Annotated in this window: 19 protein-coding genes; 7 read left to right on the plus strand and 12 right to left on the minus strand. The window is 46.6% G+C overall.

Going from position 1 to position 16940, the window contains the following annotated elements:
- Window positions 1–168 precede the first annotated feature (168 nt).
- Window positions 169–1047 carry a LysR family transcriptional regulator gene (locus tag OWN49_RS10100; protein ID WP_070082078.1) on the minus strand — a complete coding sequence of 293 codons (879 nt, stop codon included), beginning with the start codon at window positions 1045–1047 and terminating at the stop codon, window positions 169–171.
- Window positions 1048–1185: 138 nt separating this feature from the next.
- Between OWN49_RS10100 and OWN49_RS10105 the strand changes: the two genes are divergently transcribed.
- The 3 genes from OWN49_RS10105 to OWN49_RS10115 all read left to right on the plus strand — a co-directional run bounded on the left by OWN49_RS10105 (window position 1186) and on the right by OWN49_RS10115 (window position 3552).
- Window positions 1186–1509, plus strand: coding sequence for a GlpM family protein (locus tag OWN49_RS10105; RefSeq protein WP_015240166.1), 324 nt, complete (start codon window positions 1186–1188; stop codon window positions 1507–1509).
- A gap of 139 nt (window positions 1510–1648) precedes the next feature.
- On the plus strand, window positions 1649–2665 hold the full coding sequence (gene namA, locus OWN49_RS10110) for an NADPH dehydrogenase NamA (RefSeq protein ID WP_003153250.1): 1017 nt from the start codon (window positions 1649–1651) through the stop codon (window positions 2663–2665).
- Between the two features lie 113 nt (window positions 2666–2778).
- Window positions 2779–3552 carry an alpha/beta fold hydrolase gene (locus OWN49_RS10115; RefSeq protein WP_176283418.1) on the plus strand — a complete coding sequence of 258 codons (774 nt, stop codon included), beginning with the start codon at window positions 2779–2781 and terminating at the stop codon, window positions 3550–3552.
- A gap of 49 nt (window positions 3553–3601) precedes the next feature.
- Here OWN49_RS10115 and rpmG read toward each other — a convergent pair whose 3' ends face one another.
- Both rpmG and rnz read right to left on the minus strand, forming a co-directional pair.
- Window positions 3602–3751: a 50S ribosomal protein L33 gene (gene rpmG / locus OWN49_RS10120; protein WP_003153246.1), complete on the minus strand. Its 150-nt coding sequence runs from the start codon at window positions 3749–3751 to the stop codon at window positions 3602–3604.
- Window positions 3752–3829: 78 nt separating this feature from the next.
- Window positions 3830–4756, minus strand: a complete 927-nt coding sequence (rnz, locus tag OWN49_RS10125) for a ribonuclease Z (RefSeq protein WP_032866386.1) — start codon at window positions 4754–4756, stop codon at window positions 3830–3832.
- Between the two features lie 208 nt (window positions 4757–4964).
- Between rnz and zwf the strand changes: the two genes are divergently transcribed.
- A complete protein-coding gene (gene zwf / locus OWN49_RS10130; protein ID WP_053573216.1) occupies window positions 4965–6434 on the plus strand; it encodes a glucose-6-phosphate dehydrogenase in 1470 nt (489 codons plus the stop codon).
- A gap of 91 nt (window positions 6435–6525) precedes the next feature.
- Here the strand turns inward: zwf and gndA are convergent, their stop codons facing one another.
- Together gndA and OWN49_RS10140 are read right to left on the minus strand one after the other, a co-directional pair.
- A complete protein-coding gene (gene gndA, locus OWN49_RS10135) occupies window positions 6526–7935 on the minus strand; it encodes an NADP-dependent phosphogluconate dehydrogenase (protein WP_003153241.1) in 1410 nt (469 codons plus the stop codon).
- Window positions 7936–8043: 108 nt separating this feature from the next.
- Window positions 8044–9288: a DNA polymerase IV gene (locus OWN49_RS10140; RefSeq protein ID WP_176283419.1), complete on the minus strand. Its 1245-nt coding sequence runs from the start codon at window positions 9286–9288 to the stop codon at window positions 8044–8046.
- 75 nt (window positions 9289–9363) lie between these two features.
- Here OWN49_RS10140 and OWN49_RS10145 point away from each other — a divergent pair, with 75 nt between their 5' ends.
- Together OWN49_RS10145 and OWN49_RS10150 are read left to right on the plus strand one after the other, a co-directional pair.
- Window positions 9364–9645 (plus strand): hypothetical protein, encoded by a 282-nt coding sequence (locus OWN49_RS10145; protein ID WP_003153239.1) that lies wholly within the window; start codon window positions 9364–9366, stop codon window positions 9643–9645.
- Between the two features lie 32 nt (window positions 9646–9677).
- Window positions 9678–10514, plus strand: a complete 837-nt coding sequence (locus tag OWN49_RS10150) for a membrane protein insertase YidC (RefSeq protein ID WP_076851362.1) — start codon at window positions 9678–9680, stop codon at window positions 10512–10514.
- Window positions 10515–10633: 119 nt separating this feature from the next.
- Here the strand turns inward: OWN49_RS10150 and OWN49_RS10155 are convergent, their stop codons facing one another.
- Genes OWN49_RS10155 through mce form a run of 3 tightly spaced genes read right to left on the minus strand, consistent with a single transcriptional unit; the run spans window position 10634 to window position 13704 of the window.
- A complete protein-coding gene (locus tag OWN49_RS10155) occupies window positions 10634–11749 on the minus strand; it encodes a tripeptidase T (RefSeq protein WP_003153237.1) in 1116 nt (371 codons plus the stop codon).
- A gap of 16 nt (window positions 11750–11765) precedes the next feature.
- Window positions 11766–13289: an acyl-CoA carboxylase subunit beta gene (locus OWN49_RS10160; protein ID WP_370649019.1), complete on the minus strand. Its 1524-nt coding sequence runs from the start codon at window positions 13287–13289 to the stop codon at window positions 11766–11768.
- Window positions 13276–13704: a methylmalonyl-CoA epimerase gene (gene mce, locus OWN49_RS10165; protein ID WP_069473494.1), complete on the minus strand. Its 429-nt coding sequence runs from the start codon at window positions 13702–13704 to the stop codon at window positions 13276–13278. The genes OWN49_RS10160 and mce overlap by 14 nt, the downstream gene beginning before the upstream one ends.
- A 93-nt stretch (window positions 13705–13797) precedes the next feature.
- On the opposite strand from mce, the gene prli42 reads away from it, so the two are divergent.
- Window positions 13798–13893 (plus strand): stressosome-associated protein Prli42, encoded by a 96-nt coding sequence (gene prli42 / locus OWN49_RS10170; protein ID WP_007408390.1) that lies wholly within the window; start codon window positions 13798–13800, stop codon window positions 13891–13893.
- 13 nt (window positions 13894–13906) lie between these two features.
- On the opposite strand, the gene OWN49_RS10175 is transcribed toward prli42, so the two are convergent.
- From OWN49_RS10175 to OWN49_RS10190, 4 genes are all read right to left on the minus strand, one after another.
- Entirely contained in the window at window positions 13907–14437 is a 531-nt protein-coding gene (locus tag OWN49_RS10175; RefSeq protein WP_003153233.1) for a L,D-transpeptidase, read from the minus strand.
- Between the two features lie 69 nt (window positions 14438–14506).
- Entirely contained in the window at window positions 14507–15460 is a 954-nt protein-coding gene (locus OWN49_RS10180) for an aromatic acid exporter family protein (RefSeq protein ID WP_003153231.1), read from the minus strand.
- Between the two features lie 76 nt (window positions 15461–15536).
- On the minus strand, window positions 15537–16259 hold the full coding sequence (locus OWN49_RS10185) for an amino acid ABC transporter ATP-binding protein (protein ID WP_003153229.1): 723 nt from the start codon (window positions 16257–16259) through the stop codon (window positions 15537–15539).
- Window positions 16252–16911: an amino acid ABC transporter permease gene (locus tag OWN49_RS10190; protein ID WP_003153227.1), complete on the minus strand. Its 660-nt coding sequence runs from the start codon at window positions 16909–16911 to the stop codon at window positions 16252–16254. Before OWN49_RS10190 ends, OWN49_RS10185 begins: the two co-directional genes overlap by 8 nt.
- Window positions 16912–16940: the final 29 nt, after the last annotated feature.

Consider the following 16940-nt stretch of genomic DNA (forward strand, 5'->3'; position numbering starts at 1 on the left):
GAATCCATTTTAATCAAGAGCGGTGAATTGACGGTTGAGCTTCATGACGAAAACCATGTGCTGACTTCGGGCGGTGCCGCACAATTATTTTCATTCCTCGGATGAACCGGTGACATATTTTATGCTGGTCTATTATCCTGAACCGGCTTAAACGCATATCAGGCTTCTTCAGACAGAAGCCTGATGGACCGCAACCCATTCTTGTATGCATTGAATCAGTTTCTGGACAGAAGGTGTCTGCGTCTCCTTTGCATGAGCTGTCAAAATGCCGAGCTGCCTGGAGACATACCGGTCGAACCGTTTGATGAGCACATCACAATCATTCACCAAAAGCTGCGGCAGGATGCTGATCCCCAGATTGTTCCGCACCATTGCAATTATCGCTTCATCCCCTCTGATTTGATAAGCGACCCGCGGTGTGATCTTTTCTTCCTTCAGCACTTTCAGCACATCAAAATGTGTCTCCGGATAAGGCACGATACATTTGACGGATTCCATGACATGTAACGGAACCGTTTCACATTGCGCCAATTCATGCTGCGGGCTCATCACCGCTACAATCGGGTCCTCGGCCAACGGGTAAAAATGCCACTTCTCGCTGTGGGATGTCCCGATCGCCGCATCAATCCGGTCATCTTTCAGCCATTGTTCCAGCTCAGTAGAATTTCCTTCAAACAAATGCACCTTAATAGAAGGATACAGCTCATTAAATTCCCTCAAGATTTTCGGCAGCCATTTTACCGCCACGCTCGTAACAGTGCCGAGCCGGACTTCCCCTCTTTCTAACCCATTAATATTATCAACGGTTTGAGACAGTTTTTCATAGTTTTTTTGAATTTCCTTCATAATATGTAACACTTTCAAGCCATTTGCGGTGGGCCTCACTCCATGCCGCTGTCTGATCAAAAGCGGAAAACCGTACTCTTCCTCTAATTTACTGATCATTTGGCTGATGTTCGGCTGTGTGTAATTCAATATGGCAGCGGCCTGGGTCAGGCTGCCGCTTTCTACCGTTTTAATAAAGGCTAAATGCTTCTTTAAATCCAACCGGCTTCATCTCCCAGATATCATTACTTATTATCCAATGCATTAGTTATATTTAGTTTACTTATACATCAATCAAAAATAAAATGGCAATGTCTCCATCATTATACTTAATAACAAACAGAAGGTGAGCGTTTCAGCATGAGTTTTCTCATTCAATTTTTTATCGGCGGCACCGTTATGGTGGCCGCCGCGTATTTAAGCAAGTCGAAATACTTATTTTTATCAGGCGTTATCACATTGCTGCCGATCATGACGTTACTGAATATTCACTTGCAGCTGAAAAATATGAGCCCCGACGATTTCAGAGCAGCTCAAAAAAACGGAATATTCGGTGCCTTCGGCGCAGTGATCTTCATCAGCAGTATTTTCATCCTGACAAACTGGTTCAAAGGAGGCCACGCAGTCATCGGTGCGTTTCTCATCTATATTTGCTATATGATCGGCTGTAAATGCCTGTTATGAAGATACGGCCACGCTGTGTATAAAAAAATGCCCGTCCAGAACAATAAGAACGATCTGTTCAGTTGTGAGCAGTTTATATGACTGAATGATCATGAGTTGTTATAATCAATGTCTAAAAACATTCCGGGAGGCGAAATAAATGGCGAGAAAATTATTCACACCATGGACCGTTAAAGATGTAACGATCAAAAACCGTATTGTTATGGCACCGATGTGCATGTATTCCTCACATGAGAAGGACGGAAAACTGCAGCCTTTTCATATGGCGCACTACATATCGCGTGCAATCGGACAGGTCGGCCTGATTATCGTGGAAGCGACAGCCGTTAATCCTCAGGGGCGCATTTCCGATCAGGATTTGGGCATTTGGAGCGATGATCATATCGAAGGTTTTGCCAAACTGACGGAACAAGTGAAAGCGCAAGGATCTAAAATCGGCATTCAGCTGGCGCACGCCGGACGTAAAGCTGAGCTTGAGGGAGACATTTACGCTCCGTCAGCCATTCCGTTCGATGAGCAGTCCAAAACACCGGCTGAAATGACGACAGAACAAATTAAAGAAACCATTCAGGAATTCAAACAGGCAGCGGCGCGCGCGAAAGAAGCCGGCTTTGACATTATTGAACTTCATGCCGCACACGGCTACTTAATGCACGAATTTTTGTCCCCTCTGTCCAATCACCGTACAGACGAATACGGAGGCTCACATGAAAATCGCTACCGCTTCTTAGGCGAGACCATTGAAGCCGTCAAGGAAGTCTGGGACGGCCCGTTATTTGTCCGTATTTCTGCATCGGATTATACAGACAAAGGGCTGGACATTGCGGATCATATCGGTTTTGCGAAGTGGATGAAAGAACAGGGAGTCGACCTCATTGATTGCAGCTCAGGCGCACTCGTTCAAGCTGATATTAACGTCTTCCCCGGCTACCAAGTGAGCTTCGCGGAGAAAATCCGTGAACAGGCCGAAATTGCAACAGGCGCCGTCGGTTTGATAACGACGGGAACAATGGCGGAAGAAATTCTGCAAAACAACCGCGCTGACCTTATTTTTGTCGCGAGAGAACTTCTGCGCGATCCGCACTTTGCAAGGAGTGCAGCGAAGCAGCTGAATACTGAAATACCGTCACCGGTCCAATACGACAGAGCATGGTGATGAAGTGACAGCCGGAGTTTTTCGATCCGGCTGTCTCTTTTTTTATTTTTCGAGAAACGATTGCCGAAGCTTCTCCGTCTTCCCTATAGAACCAATTAGAGGAGATGACTCCAATGAAAGCAGCATGGATGGAAAGGACATATCTGATTGACGGGTGTCCGTTTTATACGAAACACCGTAAAGGCGCCGGCGAAGTGACGATCGTCTTTGAAGCCGGCTACGGCACTTCTTCTGAAACATGGACATCATTACTCGCTGACATAGATGAAGAATTTGGGGTTTTCACATATGACAGAGCCGGAATCGGCAAAAGCGGACGAAGCCGAAACAAGAGAACGGCGGACCATATGGTACAGGAATTAAACGCTCTTCTTCTGAAGGCCGGCGTCAAGCCTCCTTACCTTGTCGTCTCGCATTCATACGGCACGATTATCAGCAGACTTTGGGCGAGCCGGAACCGCCGGGATATTCTCGGGATGGTGCTGCTTGATCCGGTTTCTGAGGATCAGGAGACGAAAGTGCTTCCGCTTCTTCCTGAAGAAATGAAGGCCGCCTATTTGAAACAGTTCAAATTGGAAGGATCACACGCGGAATTTTTAACGAGCCTTAGGCAGATCCAGCATCAGCAGATTCACTTCGGCGATATGCCGCTGTTGATTTTATCATCGGGAGAGCGGGATGAGCGCTTAAAGCACACTCATGAACAATGGGTGAAACTGCACAGAAGCATGCTTGATGTCTCTTATCAAAGCGGATGGATTCAGGCCAAAAACAGTTCTCATGCCATTCACCACGATGAACCGCACATCGTCCACCTTGCCATTTATGATGTTTGGTGCGCGGTGCGCCAGCAAATGAATGCTCCTGCCTATCAGGCGGTAAACTGATAAAACAAAAGCCATTGTGCAACGGCACAATGGCTTTTGTTATCGTGATCTATTTTGTCTCACGATGCAAAGTATACTTTTTCAACCGGGGTGAATACTTTTTCATTTCTAACCGGTCCGGATTCGTCCGTTTGTTCTTCGTCGTGATATAATTTCTGTCCCCTGTCTCTGTACAGGCCAATGTAACATTCACACGCATCATTTTCACCCCTTATATAAATCGTAATTATTACGTTTTATTATATCTCATCAGAAAAAAATGTCAAGCGTCTATTTTTTAAGACCGCTCCACAGTGACCTCCATGAAGTCAAATGCGATCTTACTGTTCTCAAATACCGCTTTCGCCTCATGTTCGAGACGCTCTATCGGCGATTCACCCTGATACCTTGCGCTGATATGAGTTAAGATCAGCTGTTTGGCGCCTGCTTTTTTTGCCGTTTGCGCAGCCTGTTCTGTCGTCGCGTGATAATAATTATGTGCGAGCTTTGCATCTTCCTTGGCAAACGTCGCTTCATGAACAAGCACATCCGCATTGCGCGCAAGCTCCGTTACCCGCTCTGATGCCCTCGTATCCCCGGAAAAAGCGACGATTCTCCCTTTTTTCGGGGATTCCAGAAAATCCCGCCCGTTAATGATTCTGCCATCGTCAAGTGTGACCGTTTCGCCTTTTTTAAGTTTCTGATAGACGGGTCCGGGCGGGATATTCATTTCTTTCAATCTGCCGGCCTGCAATGCGCCGGGAATATCCTTTTCCTGAACCCGGTAGCCGAACGCTTCCACACCGTGAATGACGGATGCTGCGGTAACAATGAATTGCTCATCTTCAAAAACCGTCCCCTCTTCGATTTCATGTACGGTAAGAGGATACGTCAGATGAGTCGCCGTCACGTTCAGGCTTGTTTCGATAAAGGCTTTAATGCCTTTTGGCCCGTAAATCGTCAGCTCTTCTTCACCGCCCTGAAATGAACGGCTCCCCAACAGACCCGGAAGACCGTAAACATGGTCGCCGTGAAGGTGGGTGATGAAAATCTTTTCAATTTTCCTCGGTTTGATTGTTGTATGTAATATCTGATGCTGAGTGGCTTCTCCGCAATCAAACAGCCATACGGAACGCCTTTCTTCAAGAAGCTTCAGCGCGACGGACGTTACGTTTCTCGTCTTTGCCGGCATGCCGGCCCCCGTCCCTAAAAATAATAATTCCACAATGCTTCCTCCTAGATCTTTGTACTACTAAGGATACAGGATCAGACTGAAAATGTGAATTCACCCGGGCCTTCTCCGGCCTGATTAATTTTTTTCCGCAAACCGCAAAAAACAGGCTGAAATGTTTGCTTTCAACGAATTTTAGATTTAAAATGAAGGAAATATGCGGGGTTTTAAACCATGCTTCAGATAAAGTGAGGTACTCTAAGTGAAAACAAACGACAAACCAAAAGCAGTAATTGTAATATTTGGTGCCACAGGGGATTTGGCAAAACGAAAACTTTACCCATCCATTCACCGTTTATATAAAAATGGTCAAATTGGTGAAGAGTTTGCAGTTGTAGGTGTTGGAAGAAGACCTTGGTCAAACGAGGACCTCCGGGAAACGGTTAAAACGTCTGTTTCTTCTGCCGGGCAAAAAGACATAGACGATTTCACATCTCATTTTTATTACCATCCGTTTGATGTAACGAATCCGGGTTCCTATCAGGAGCTGAATGTCCTGCTTGATCAGCTTGAACATACATATGAAATCCCGAACAACAGAATGTTTTACTTGGCGATGGCTCCTGAGTTTTTCGGCACGATCGCAAAATCACTTAAAAACGAAGGTGTCACAGCGACAAATGGCTGGTCCCGTCTCGTCATTGAAAAACCGTTCGGCCATGATCTGCCGAGTGCGAAAGAGCTTAACAAAGAAATACGCGAAGCTTTCACGGAAGATCAAATTTACCGGATCGACCATTACTTAGGCAAACAAATGGTTCAAAATATCGAAGTCATCCGGTTTGCGAATGCGCTGTTTGAGCCGCTGTGGAATAACCGCTACATCTCAAACATCCAGATTACGTCAAGTGAAGATCTCGGCGTTGAAGACCGTGCGAGATATTATGAAAAATCAGGCGCACTCCGTGATATGGTTCAAAACCATATTTTACAAATGGTCGCTCTCTTGGCAATGGAACCGCCGATTAAACTGAACACGGAAGAAATCCGCAGCGAAAAAGTGAAGGTGCTGAGAGCTCTCCGCCCTGTCGCTCCAAACGAAGTGAGTGACTTCTTCGTCCGCGGACAATACCAAGCGGGAAAGATTGACGGAAACGCTGTACCGAGCTATACAGATGAACAAAATGTAGCACCGGATTCCAATACGGAAACATTCGTGTCCGGAAAGCTGTTAATCGATAACTTCCGCTGGGCCGGCGTTCCGTTTTATATCCGCACAGGGAAACGGATGAAAGAAAAATCAACGAAAATCGTCGTTCAATTTAAAGACATTCCGATGAACCTTTATTACGGCAATGAAACGAATGTAAATCCGAACCTGCTTGTCATCCATATTCAGCCGGATGAAGGCATCACACTATATCTGAACGCTAAAAAATTAGGCGGAGCCGCTCATGCTCAGCCGATTAAGCTGGATTACTGCAGCAACTGCAGTGATGAAATGAACACACCGGAAGCCTATGAAAAATTAATCCATGACTGTCTGCTCGGTGATGCGACAAACTTTGCCCATTGGGACGAAGTGGCGCTTTCCTGGAATTTCGTCGATGCGATTTCCGAAACGTGGGCAGCCGACAAAACCCTTTCTCCGAATTATGAAGCCGGGTCAATGGGACCGAAAGCTTCGGACGATCTTCTTGAAAAAGACGGCCTCCACTGGTGGAATATATAAGAAAAAATTAAAAAACCGCGGCGCCGTTCATGACGGCCCGCGGTTTTTAATATCAGGAAAAGCCCCCGCAATCAATGCGGGGGCTTCTTCATTACTTCATCCATTCAGTATGGAAAATGCCTTCTTTATCTGTGCGTTCATACGTATGCGCGCCGAAGTAATCACGCTGCGCTTGAATCAAGTTTGCAGGAAGCACTGCCGTACGGTAGCTGTCGTAATACGCAAGTGCGCTTGAGAACGAAGGTACCGGCACGCCTTGGGCTACGGCAAGTGAAATCACTTGGCGAAGGGCGCCTTGGTAGCTTTCTGCAATGTTTTTGAAGTAGCTGTCTAACAGCAGGTTATCAAGCTCCGGTTCACGGTCATATGCGTCTTTGATCTTTTGCAGGAACGCCGCGCGGATGATACAGCCGCCGCGGAAGATCATCGCGATTTCACCGTATTTCAGATCCCAGTTATATTCTTCAGACGCGGCTTTCATTTGGGCGAAGCCTTGTGCGTAAGAACAGATTTTACTCATGAAGAGCGCTTTTCTGACCGCTTCAATCAGCTCTTCTTTATTTTCAGTGACCGGCTTAACGTCTGGTCCGGACAGAAGGCCGCTTGCTTTCACACGCTCTTCTTTCATTGCGGAAATGAAACGCGCAAAAACAGATTCAGTGATAATCGGAAGCGGCACGCCTAAGTCAAGAGCGCTTTGGCTTGTCCATTTACCCGTTCCTTTTTGGCCAGCTTTATCAAGGATGACGTCAACAAGCGGTTTGCCCGTTTCTTCATCTTTTTTAGTGAAAATATCAGCCGTGATTTCGATCAGATAGCTGTCAAGCTCTCCTTTGTTCCACTCAGCGAATACTTCGTGAAGCTCTTCGGCAGACAATCCGAGCACCTGTTTCAGAATGAAATATGACTCAGAGATCAGCTGCATGTCACCGTATTCGATACCGTTGTGCACCATTTTTACATAGTGCCCCGCTCCGTCCGGGCCGATGTATGTCGTACAAGCTTCTCCGTCCACTTTAGCAGAAATGGCTTCTAAAATCGGTTTTACGAGTTCGTGCGCTTCCTTTTGGCCGCCCGGCATAATAGAAGGCCCTTTCAGCGCTCCCTCTTCACCGCCTGATACACCCGTTCCGATAAAGTGAATGCCGCTTTCGGCAAGCTCTTTGTTCCGGCGCTGTGTATCTTTATAGTATGTATTTCCGCCGTCAATCAAAATATCGTCTTTTTCCAGATGAGGAAGAAGAGATTGAATCGTCGCATCCGTTGCAGTTCCCGCTTTAACCATTAATAAAATTTTACGGGGTGTTTCAAGAGACTGGACAAACTCCTCAATGCTGTATGTACCGACAACATTTTTGCCTTTTGCCTCTTCTAAAAACTCTTCCGTTTTGCTGCTTGATCTGTTGTATACAGACACAGAAAATCCCCGGCTTTCGATGTTAAGAGCCAGATTTTTACCCATTACCGCAAGACCGATAACTCCGATTTGTTGTTTTGACATATTCTAACGTCCCTTCTTCAAACGTTTAACCATTTTAAAATTTAAATTAAAATAAAATGATATTTATACTAAAGAAATTATCATACATAACCCCTTTTTTCAAGTTATTCACCTTTTCTTTTCATCCTGAAAAAAGTCTCTGTTAAAGCTCGTTCCCCTTGTTTTGCTTTCTTCTTTTTTTATAACGGCGCCTTTTCTGATCAGGTTTTGGCCGTACTTTTCATTCAGCTCGTTCATCATCTGAAAAATCGGCTCATCCTTTGCGTCCTCCTTGAATGAAAACAGATCAAGCTGTTTATACGCCTGCTGTTTTTCAACCAGTTCCGTCCCGGTGATGCCGAGAAGCCTTACCGGATTTTGGTTCCAGTGCTTGTCAAACAGTTCCATCGCCGCTTCCATGATGTCTTTTTTCTGATCAGCCGGATTGCTGAGGGTCATGCTTCTTGTGACCGTTTTCCAATCCGCATACCGAATCATGATGAACAGCCGGCAGGCCATGACCTCCTTACGCTGGAGCCGTTCGCTCACAGACAGCGCAAGCCGGTCAAACACGCCCGTTAATTCATCCCAGTCAGCCGAATCATGCGACAGGGTGGATGAGTTGCCGACGCTTTTAAATTCATAAATCCGCTCGGGATTGACTTCTGCAGGATGGATGCCGTTCGCTTTATCCTTCAGCCTCGGGCCGTTTATGCCGAGAAGCGTTTTCAGCGCATGTTCATCTCCTTTTGCCAAATCACCGATCGTTTTGATGCCCAGCGTTTTTATTTTTTCCGCAGTTTTCGTTCCTATACCGTGCATCTCTTCTATCGGAAGAGGCCATAAGACGTCCGGCAGCTCTCTTTTTCTTAAAATGGTGATGCCGAGCGGTTTTTTCATGTCAGACGCCATTTTAGCGAGAAATTTATTCGGGGCGATGCCGATGCTTGACGGAAGCAAAAGCTCTTTTTGCAGTCTCGCCTGAATGTCTGCGGCTGTCTCATACGCCCTGTGTCTGTGCGGTGTGTCCGTAATATCCATGTATCCTTCATCAATAGAAACAGGCTCGACTAAATCCGTATACTCCCACAGAATGCTGAACATTTCTTTTGACGAACTCCGGTAGCGGTCAAAATTCGGAGGCACGACGATGAGTTCCGGACAGAGGCGTTTTGCCCGCCACACCGGCATGGTGGTCTTTACGCCCCGCGCTCTCGCTTCGTAGCTGCAGGTGACGATGATTCCTTTCCGTTCCTTCACGTTTCCGGCAACGGCGATAGGTTTTCCTCTTAAAGACGGATCATACGCCATTTCTACAGAGGCATAAAAACTGTTCATATCGATATGAAATATAATTCTCCCTTTTCCGGCCACTCCCGGCGCCTCCTTTCCTTATATAGACAACCTTATATATATGTAGTAAAATAAGAGCTGAATGGATGTGATAAAATGATTCTTGAGTCAATGAATGACTTTTTATTTTTAGTCGATTTTTTCACAATTATTCTTCCCGCTCTGACCGCGATCGGCATCGCTTTTCTTTTGCGTGAGCGCCGCGCAGGCGAGCATTGGAGAACGAAACGAATAGATGAACATCAAGCAGTCGTTCAGCTGAACCGAACAGACTTTCTTATTATTATATATCATCGCATTACAACTTGGATACGTAAAGTCATCCGCATGAATTCACCGGCGAATGATGATGAAGATGTCAGCTTCCTCCTTTTATAACGGCAAGTGAAGATAAAAAGGAGGAGACATAATTGTCTAAAACATATCAAAAATGGATTGCATTCGGATTGTTTTTTATCGTACTGTGCACAGGCCGCTCGGCTTTTGCGGCGACATCTCAGACTCAGACGGGAGGCCTCGGGAATATCGGTTTTTTCCACGATTACCTGATCGAGCCGTTTTCGGCACTTTTAAAAGGGGTGGCGGGCCTGTTCCACGGTGAGTACGGACTGTCGATTATTCTGGTGACGATTATCGTCCGGATCGTTGTATTGCCTTTGTTTGTGAACCAATTTAAGAAACAGCGGGTGTTCCAGGAAAAAATGGCTGTGATCAAACCGCAGGTCGACAGCATCCAGGCTAAAATAAAACAAACGAAAGATGCGGAAAAACAAAAAGAACTGCAAATGGAAATGATGAAGCTTTACCGTGAGCACAATCTGAATCCGATGGCAATGGGATGTCTTCCGATGCTGGTGCAATTCCCGATTTTGATCGGTTTTTATTACGCCATCCGCTCAACGCCGGAAATTGCTTCACACTCATTTCTGTGGTTCAGCTTAGGGCATTCTGATATTCTTGTATCACTGTGCGCGGGGGCCATGTATTTCTTACAGGCTTATATTTCCCAAAAATTAAACCAGAAATATTCACCGGCTGCTCAAAATCCGGCCGCGATGCAGTCAGCAAAAATCATGGTCTTTATTTTCCCTGTCATGATGACCGTTTTTTCGCTTAACGTACCGGCTGCGCTGCCGCTTTACTGGTTTACAAGCGGACTGTTTTTGACAGTGCAGAACGTACTTTTACAGCAGACGCATCATAAAAAGAAACAGGCTGCGGCTCAGGCGGAGCCCGCCAAATCATAATACTGAAACCCTGCCGGAACCTATCCGGCAGGGTTTTTTTCTTGTATCTGCAAAGCTTTAAGCCAATTATCTTATCATGAAGAATGAAAAAAGCACCCAATCAACTGGGTGCTTCGTTTTTAGTTGGCCGCTGTTTCGATAATGGCAACGACCATTTCCGCCGTTTTGACGAGCTCTTCAATCGGCATTTTTTCATTTTTCGTATGGATTTGTTCATAGCCTACTGACAGGTTGACTGTCGGAATGCCGTGGCCGGCAATGACGTTTGCGTCACTTCCGCCGCCGCTTGTCTGAAGTTCGCTCGGACGGCCGATTTTTGCCGCCGCTTTTTTCGCGACTTCCACAACCTGATCGCCGTCCTGATATTTGAAACCCGGATACATGACCGCGATGTCCACTTCCGCGCGGCCTCCCATCTCAGCTGCAGCAGATTCGAAAGCTTCTTTCATTTTCTGCACTTGCGCCTCCATTTTTTCAGGCACTAATGAACGCGCTTCAGCCAGAATATCAACCTGGTCGCAGACGATATTGGTTTGCGTGCCGCCTTCGAAACGTCCGATATTAGCCGTTGTTTCTTTATCAATACGGCCGAGCGGCATTTTAGAGATTGCTTTTGATGCGATGGTAATCGCGGAGATGCCTTTTTCCGGTTCCACTCCCGCATGAGCCGTTTTCCCGAAAATGGTTGCTCTCACTTTCGCTTGTGTCGGCGCGGCTACAATAATGTTGCCGACTTTTCCGTCTGAATCAAGCGCAAAACCGTATTTCGCGGTAATGTCTGAACGATCCATTGCTTTTGCCCCGACTAATCCCGATTCTTCTCCGGCCGTGATAATGAATTCAATGGTGCCGTGCTCGATGTTTTGTTCTTTCAGCACTTTAATGGCTTCAAACATTGCGGCAAGACCCGTCTTATCATCAGCGCCGAGAATCGTCGTGCCGTCGGATTTTACATAGCCGTCTTCCACAATCGGCTTAACGCCTTTGCCCGGAACAACCGTGTCCATGTGCGAAGTGAAATAAATCGTATCCGCATCTTTTGTGCCCTTTAACGTACAGATTAAGTTGCCGGCTCCATGCCCGGTCACTTCTTTTGTATCATCTTCTTTTACGCTCAATCCTAAATCAGTGAATTTTTGTTTGAGCACCTTGCTGATTTCCGCTTCATGTTTTGTCTCTGAATCAATTTGAACGAGTTCAAGAAATTCTTCAAGCAGACGTTTTTCGTTTACCATTTTCAGTTCCCTCCGTTTAAAGCGGTATATTACCGTGCTTTTTTTTCGGTCTTTCCTCTTCCTTATGCGCAAGCATGTCAAATGCCTGAATCAATTTTTTCCTCGAGTCTTCCGGCCGGATGATATCATCCACCATTCCGCAGGCCGCCGCTTTATACGGACCGGCGTTTTCCTTTTCGTATATGGCTTTTTTTTCGCGCTTCGTCTTCTCCGGGTCGCCAGAAGCCTGTATGTCTTTGCTGTATAAAATCGACGCCGCGCCTTCCGCTCCCATCACGGCGATTTCCGCATTGGGCCAGGCGAATACAAGATCTGCCCCGAGCCCTTTCGAATTCATGGCAACATAGGCGCCTCCGTAAGCTTTTCTGATGATGAGCGTCACTTTCGGCACCGCCGCTTCGGCAAAAGCATACAGCAATTTTGCTCCGTGACGGATGATTCCCGCATGTTCCTGCTGAAGGCCCGGAAGAAATCCCGGAACATCAGCGATCGTCAATAGCGGAATATGAAACGCGTCGCAAAAACGGATGAATCTCGACGCTTTGTCAGCGGCATCAATCGTGAGGCTCCCCGCCAAGTGTTTCGGCTGGTTTGCGACAACACCGACTGTACGCCGTCCGAGTTTCAGAAAACCGACAGCAATGTTTTTGGCAAAATACGGCTGAATGTCAAAAAACGTTCCGTCATCCGCCAGCTCTTTTATTACCTGTAACACATCGTAAGGTTTCGAACTGTCCGCGGGAACGAGGGTGTTTAATAACGGTCTGGCGTCTTCCTTTTTAACGGGTAATGCCGTCTGTCCGCCGTGCGGGAGATAAGAAAGCAGGGTTTTCACAGCGGAAAGTGCCTCTTTTTCCGTTCGTGCGGAATAGTGGGCATTTCCGCTTATCACATTATGTATTCCCGCACCGCCTAAACTTTCCGCGTCAATCTGTTCACCCGTCACCTGTTCAATGACTTTCGGGCCTGTAATAAACATGTGCGACGTATGTTCCGCCATAATCACAAAATCCGTCAAAGCGGGTGAATAAACAGCACCGCCGGCACAGGGCCCAAGGATGACAGAAATTTGCGGAATCACTCCCGAGTAAAGGACGTTGCGCCTAAAGATATGACCGTATCCATTTAATGATACCACACCCTCTTGAATTCTCGCACCACCTGAGTCGTTCAGCCCGATGATCGGGGTTTTGTTTTTCGCCGCCAGATCCATTACCGCCGCGATTTTTTCCGCATGTGTCTCGCCGAGCGTCCCGCCGAGTACGGTAAAGTCATGGGCAAACAAATACACGGGCCGTCCGTCAATTGTGCCGTATCCGGTAACAACGCCGTCTCCCGGAGCATTCTGGCACCCGGGCGTGCGGCTTTTGGCAAACGGCTGCAGCTCTGAAAAACTGTCTTCGTCCAATAGATAGTCAATTCTTTCTCTTGCCGTCAGCTTGCCTTTTTTGTGCTGTTTTTCATTTTTTTCCGCTCCGCCGCCGTTTGTTAAAAAGGAACGTCTTTCGTTTAAGTGTCTGATATGATCACTCATGCTCATCTTGAGTTTCTCCTTTTTCAATTGTTTCACAAAGCTCAATCAGGACCCCGTTCGCCTCTTTTGGAGAGAGAAATGCGATCTTCTTCCCGCCCGCTCCGTTTTGCGGTTCATGATGAATCAAGGTCATGCGGCATGATTCAAGCTCCTTGATCGTTTCCTTCATATCGGCGCAGCGGAATGCCAAATGATGCAGCCCTTCGCCTCTTTTCTGTAAAAAAGAGCTGACGGGAGACGCGTCCGACAGCGGCTCAATCAGCTCAAGCTTTGTGCCTCCCGCTTCTAAAAAAGCAACTCTCACATTTTGGCCGTTTACCAGCTCGTCTCCCATATACGTAAGCCCGAGCATCCGTTCGTAAAATCCTCTCGCGGCTTCAATAGAGCTGACGGCAATGCCGACATGATCAAGTTTTTTCATAGCGCGGCCACCTGCTTTCCGCCATAGGATATGGCTTGTTCATACAAGCAAAACACGTTAAAATGGTAGACAGTAATCTTAAGGAGTGAAACAATGTCTCAAAAATTTATGAAAAGCGCCGTCATCGTCATTTTGGGCGTATTTATACTTTCAACCCTCCTCTCAGGCATTATGATGTATTTGCGGTAAAAAAGCAGGCGCCTCATTGCAAGGGGGTTTCCTGCTTTTTTATGAGGGCTTTCCGCTCTATTGCAATGTCCTCGAATGAGCGGTTTTCTTTTGTAATCAATACTTTCGTTCCGGGAGGGATAATCCGGAAAATACGGATGACATCCCGGTTTTTCATACGGATGCAGCCGTTTGATACAAACCCCCCGATCAGCTCTTCTCTGTTTGTTCCGTGAATGCCGTATATTCTGCCGTCGGTGCCTTTCGCATCAAAACCGATCCAGCGGACGCCGAGCGGGTTTTCCGGCGCGCCTCCCTCTACATTTTTCTTCCGGTAATACGGATTGACGGCTTTGACCGTTACCGTAAATTCTCCTTCAGGCGTCAAATCATCCGTTTTTCCCGTCGCTACCTGATAAATGCCTTCTATTCGGTTATCCTTCACAACAGCAAGCGCGTTTGTGGCTTTATTGACGATAATATAAGGGTCACCCGGCAAAGGGTTCGCGCCAAGCGGCCAAAGCGGAGACAGCAGCAGGGCGGCTGACAATAAAAAAAATCGCATGGGCTCCCCTCCTTTTTTCATTAGAATGACCAATGAAAGGAGGACTCATGCGATTGATCCATATGTTTTTTACAGCTTGATGCCTTTGAAATAACTTTTAATCACGAGATATTGTTCCATCTCACCGAGGAGGTGGAACAAAGCCGCCCGCGCTTCAAACTCCTCGCGCGTTGCCGGGAGCGGCATTTCTTCAAATTCCGTTCTCATTTCTGCAAGTCTTTTTAAAAATTTATGAGCGGTATTGCCGGGATGAATGGCTTCCCTTAATTCATGGATGAAATGGGCGATTATTTTTCCCTGCTCCACCGTTATTGAAATAGAGGTAATCTTCGGCAGCAGCCGTTCAATGATTTCAAATTGTTTCTGTCTCATCTTAAAATAATGATAGTAGAGATTTTCATGGCGCAAAATATGATTCTGCACGTCCCGATAGGCGAGGTTTTTCGCCTCTTGAATCATCTGATGCGTCTCCGGTATTTCCTTCCCCGTCCAATCTTGCTCACCAGTTAACAAATACCGTTCGATTTCGGCGAAGATGACGGAAAAGTTGTCCTCGATTTTTTTCCTGTACGCCGCGAGTTTTCTGTCGAGGCTCGGCATATACAGATTCATTAACAGCGCGACGCCGATACCTACGGTGATCAGCTGGAACTCATTCCAGATAAACGCCATCGTAATGCCGCCGGACATATATAAATGAAGAATGATTACTGAACTGGTGACGATCCCTTCATTTATTTTTAAAACGACTGTAGTCGGAATGAACAGCACCAGCAATATTCCGATCGCAAACGGATAATAGCCGATCAGTCCGAAAAAGACATATGAGAAGACGATCGCCAATAAACAGGCGGCAAATCGGGCCCACGAGGCCTGAAGCGACCGCTTTTGCGTAATCTGGATGCACAATATGGTGATGATTCCTGCGGATGCGAAGTTTTGCAGATGCAACAGCTGGGCTAAATAAATGGCCAGCGCCGTTCCAAGTGCGGTCTTTAGTGTCCGGTAACCGATTTTAAACATTGCTTGCTCCATTCTGTTTGTTTCTTTCTCAAAAAAAAGAAGAAGAGCATTCTTCTTCTTTTCTTACAGTTATATTTTATAATATTTTTTCTAAAAAGTCCTGTGCTCTTTTTGACTTCGGAGAAAGAAAAAATTCTTCCGGCTGACCGTCTTCCACGATCGTCCCTTCATCCATAAATAATACGCGGTCTGCGACTTCTTTGGCAAATCCCATTTCGTGCGTTACGATCACCATTGTCATGCCCGTCTGCGCGAGCTCTTTCATCACCTCAAGAACTTCTTTGACCATTTCCGGGTCAAGAGCCGAGGTCGGTTCATCAAACAGCATGATGTCAGGATTCATGGCAAGCGCCCGCGCGATGGCGACCCGCTGCTTCTGTCCGCCTGACAAACGGTTCGGATAGTCGTTCCGTTTGTCAAGCAGTCCGACTTTTTCAAGGAGAGCGCATGCCTTTTCCTCCGCCTCCTTTTTAGACTCTTTCTTCACGCTGACCGGCGCGTATGTGATATTTTCAAGCACCGTTTTATGAGGAAACAAATGAAAATGCTGAAATACCATGCCGATATTTTCCCGCACTTTCAGTTTATTCGTTTTAGCTGCGGTGATTTCGTTTTCTTTAATGGCAATCGTTCCGCCGCTCGGGGTTTCCAGCAGATTTAAGCAGCGCAGAAACGTTGATTTGCCGGAACCGGAAGGGCCGATGACAGCGACGACTTCCCCTTCTTCGATCTGTGTTGAAATGTTTTTCAGTACTTCATGTTTCCCGAATGATTTTGACAGGTTATCGACCTTAATCATTGGCTTTCAGCTTCCTTTCTACGCCTTTTCCGATGAATGCTAAGATCAAAACGAGCACGTAATAGATTAAGCCCGCCACAATAAGAGGTTCTAAATAGTTGTATGTTGCGGCGCCGGACTGGTAGGCCCGTCTCATAATGTCTCCGAGACCGATTACCGTGACGATCGCCGATTCTTTCGTCAAGGTGATTAATTCGTTAATAATAGCCGGAGAAATGTTTTTAAACGCCTGCGGCAGCAGCAGATCTTTCATCATTTTTCCGTACGGCACGCCGAGAGCGACGGCAGCCTCTTTTTGTCCTTTGTCAATTGCGTTGATTCCCGCTCTGATAATTTCAGAGACGTAAGCGGCTGAATTGAGCGATAATGCGGTGACCGCCGCCCAAAATTGATCGATCTGAAAGCCGAGAAGCTGCGGCATTCCGAAATAGATGATCATCAGCTGCAGCACGAGCGGCGTGCCGCGGAATATCGAAGTATAAAAATCCGCAATCCATTTCAGCGGACTGATCGTGCTGATTTTAAATAAGCTGAGCACGATTCCTAATACAAGACCGATGACCGCTGAAACGAGCACAATTTTTAATGTGACCGCAAGGCCTTCCAATATAAAAGGAATTTGGGGGATTGTCGCTGAGAAATCCAAATTCATACGTGTGATCTCCTTTGTCTTTATTCAAG

Source organism: Bacillus sp. NEAU-242-2, from assembly GCF_027853835.1.
Lineage (GTDB): Bacteria > Bacillota > Bacilli > Bacillales > Bacillaceae > Bacillus > Bacillus velezensis.

Coding starts and splice junctions, on each gene's coding strand:
- OWN49_RS10105 (WP_015240166.1), top strand. CDS start 1,186: ATGAGTTTTCTCATTCAATTTTTTATCGGCGGCACCGTTATGGTGGCC.
- namA (WP_003153250.1), top strand. CDS start 1,649: ATGGCGAGAAAATTATTCACACCATGGACCGTTAAAGATGTAACGATC.
- OWN49_RS10115 (WP_176283418.1), top strand. CDS start 2,779: ATGAAAGCAGCATGGATGGAAAGGACATATCTGATTGACGGGTGTCCG.
- rpmG (WP_003153246.1), bottom strand. CDS start 3,751: ATGCGTGTGAATGTTACATTGGCCTGTACAGAGACAGGGGACAGAAAT.
- gndA (WP_003153241.1), bottom strand. CDS start 7,935: ATGTCAAAACAACAAATCGGAGTTATCGGTCTTGCGGTAATGGGTAAA.
- OWN49_RS10145 (WP_003153239.1), top strand. CDS start 9,364: ATGATTCTTGAGTCAATGAATGACTTTTTATTTTTAGTCGATTTTTTC.
- OWN49_RS10155 (WP_003153237.1), bottom strand. CDS start 11,749: ATGGTAAACGAAAAACGTCTGCTTGAAGAATTTCTTGAACTCGTTCAA.
- OWN49_RS10160 (WP_370649019.1), bottom strand. CDS start 13,289: ATGAGCATGAGTGATCATATCAGACACTTAAACGAAAGACGTTCCTTT.
- mce (WP_069473494.1), bottom strand. CDS start 13,704: ATGAAAAAACTTGATCATGTCGGCATTGCCGTCAGCTCTATTGAAGCC.
- prli42 (WP_007408390.1), top strand. CDS start 13,798: ATGTCTCAAAAATTTATGAAAAGCGCCGTCATCGTCATTTTGGGCGTA.
- OWN49_RS10175 (WP_003153233.1), bottom strand. CDS start 14,437: ATGCGATTTTTTTTATTGTCAGCCGCCCTGCTGCTGTCTCCGCTTTGG.
- OWN49_RS10180 (WP_003153231.1), bottom strand. CDS start 15,460: ATGTTTAAAATCGGTTACCGGACACTAAAGACCGCACTTGGAACGGCG.
- OWN49_RS10185 (WP_003153229.1), bottom strand. CDS start 16,259: ATGATTAAGGTCGATAACCTGTCAAAATCATTCGGGAAACATGAAGTA.
- OWN49_RS10190 (WP_003153227.1), bottom strand. CDS start 16,911: ATGAATTTGGATTTCTCAGCGACAATCCCCCAAATTCCTTTTATATTG.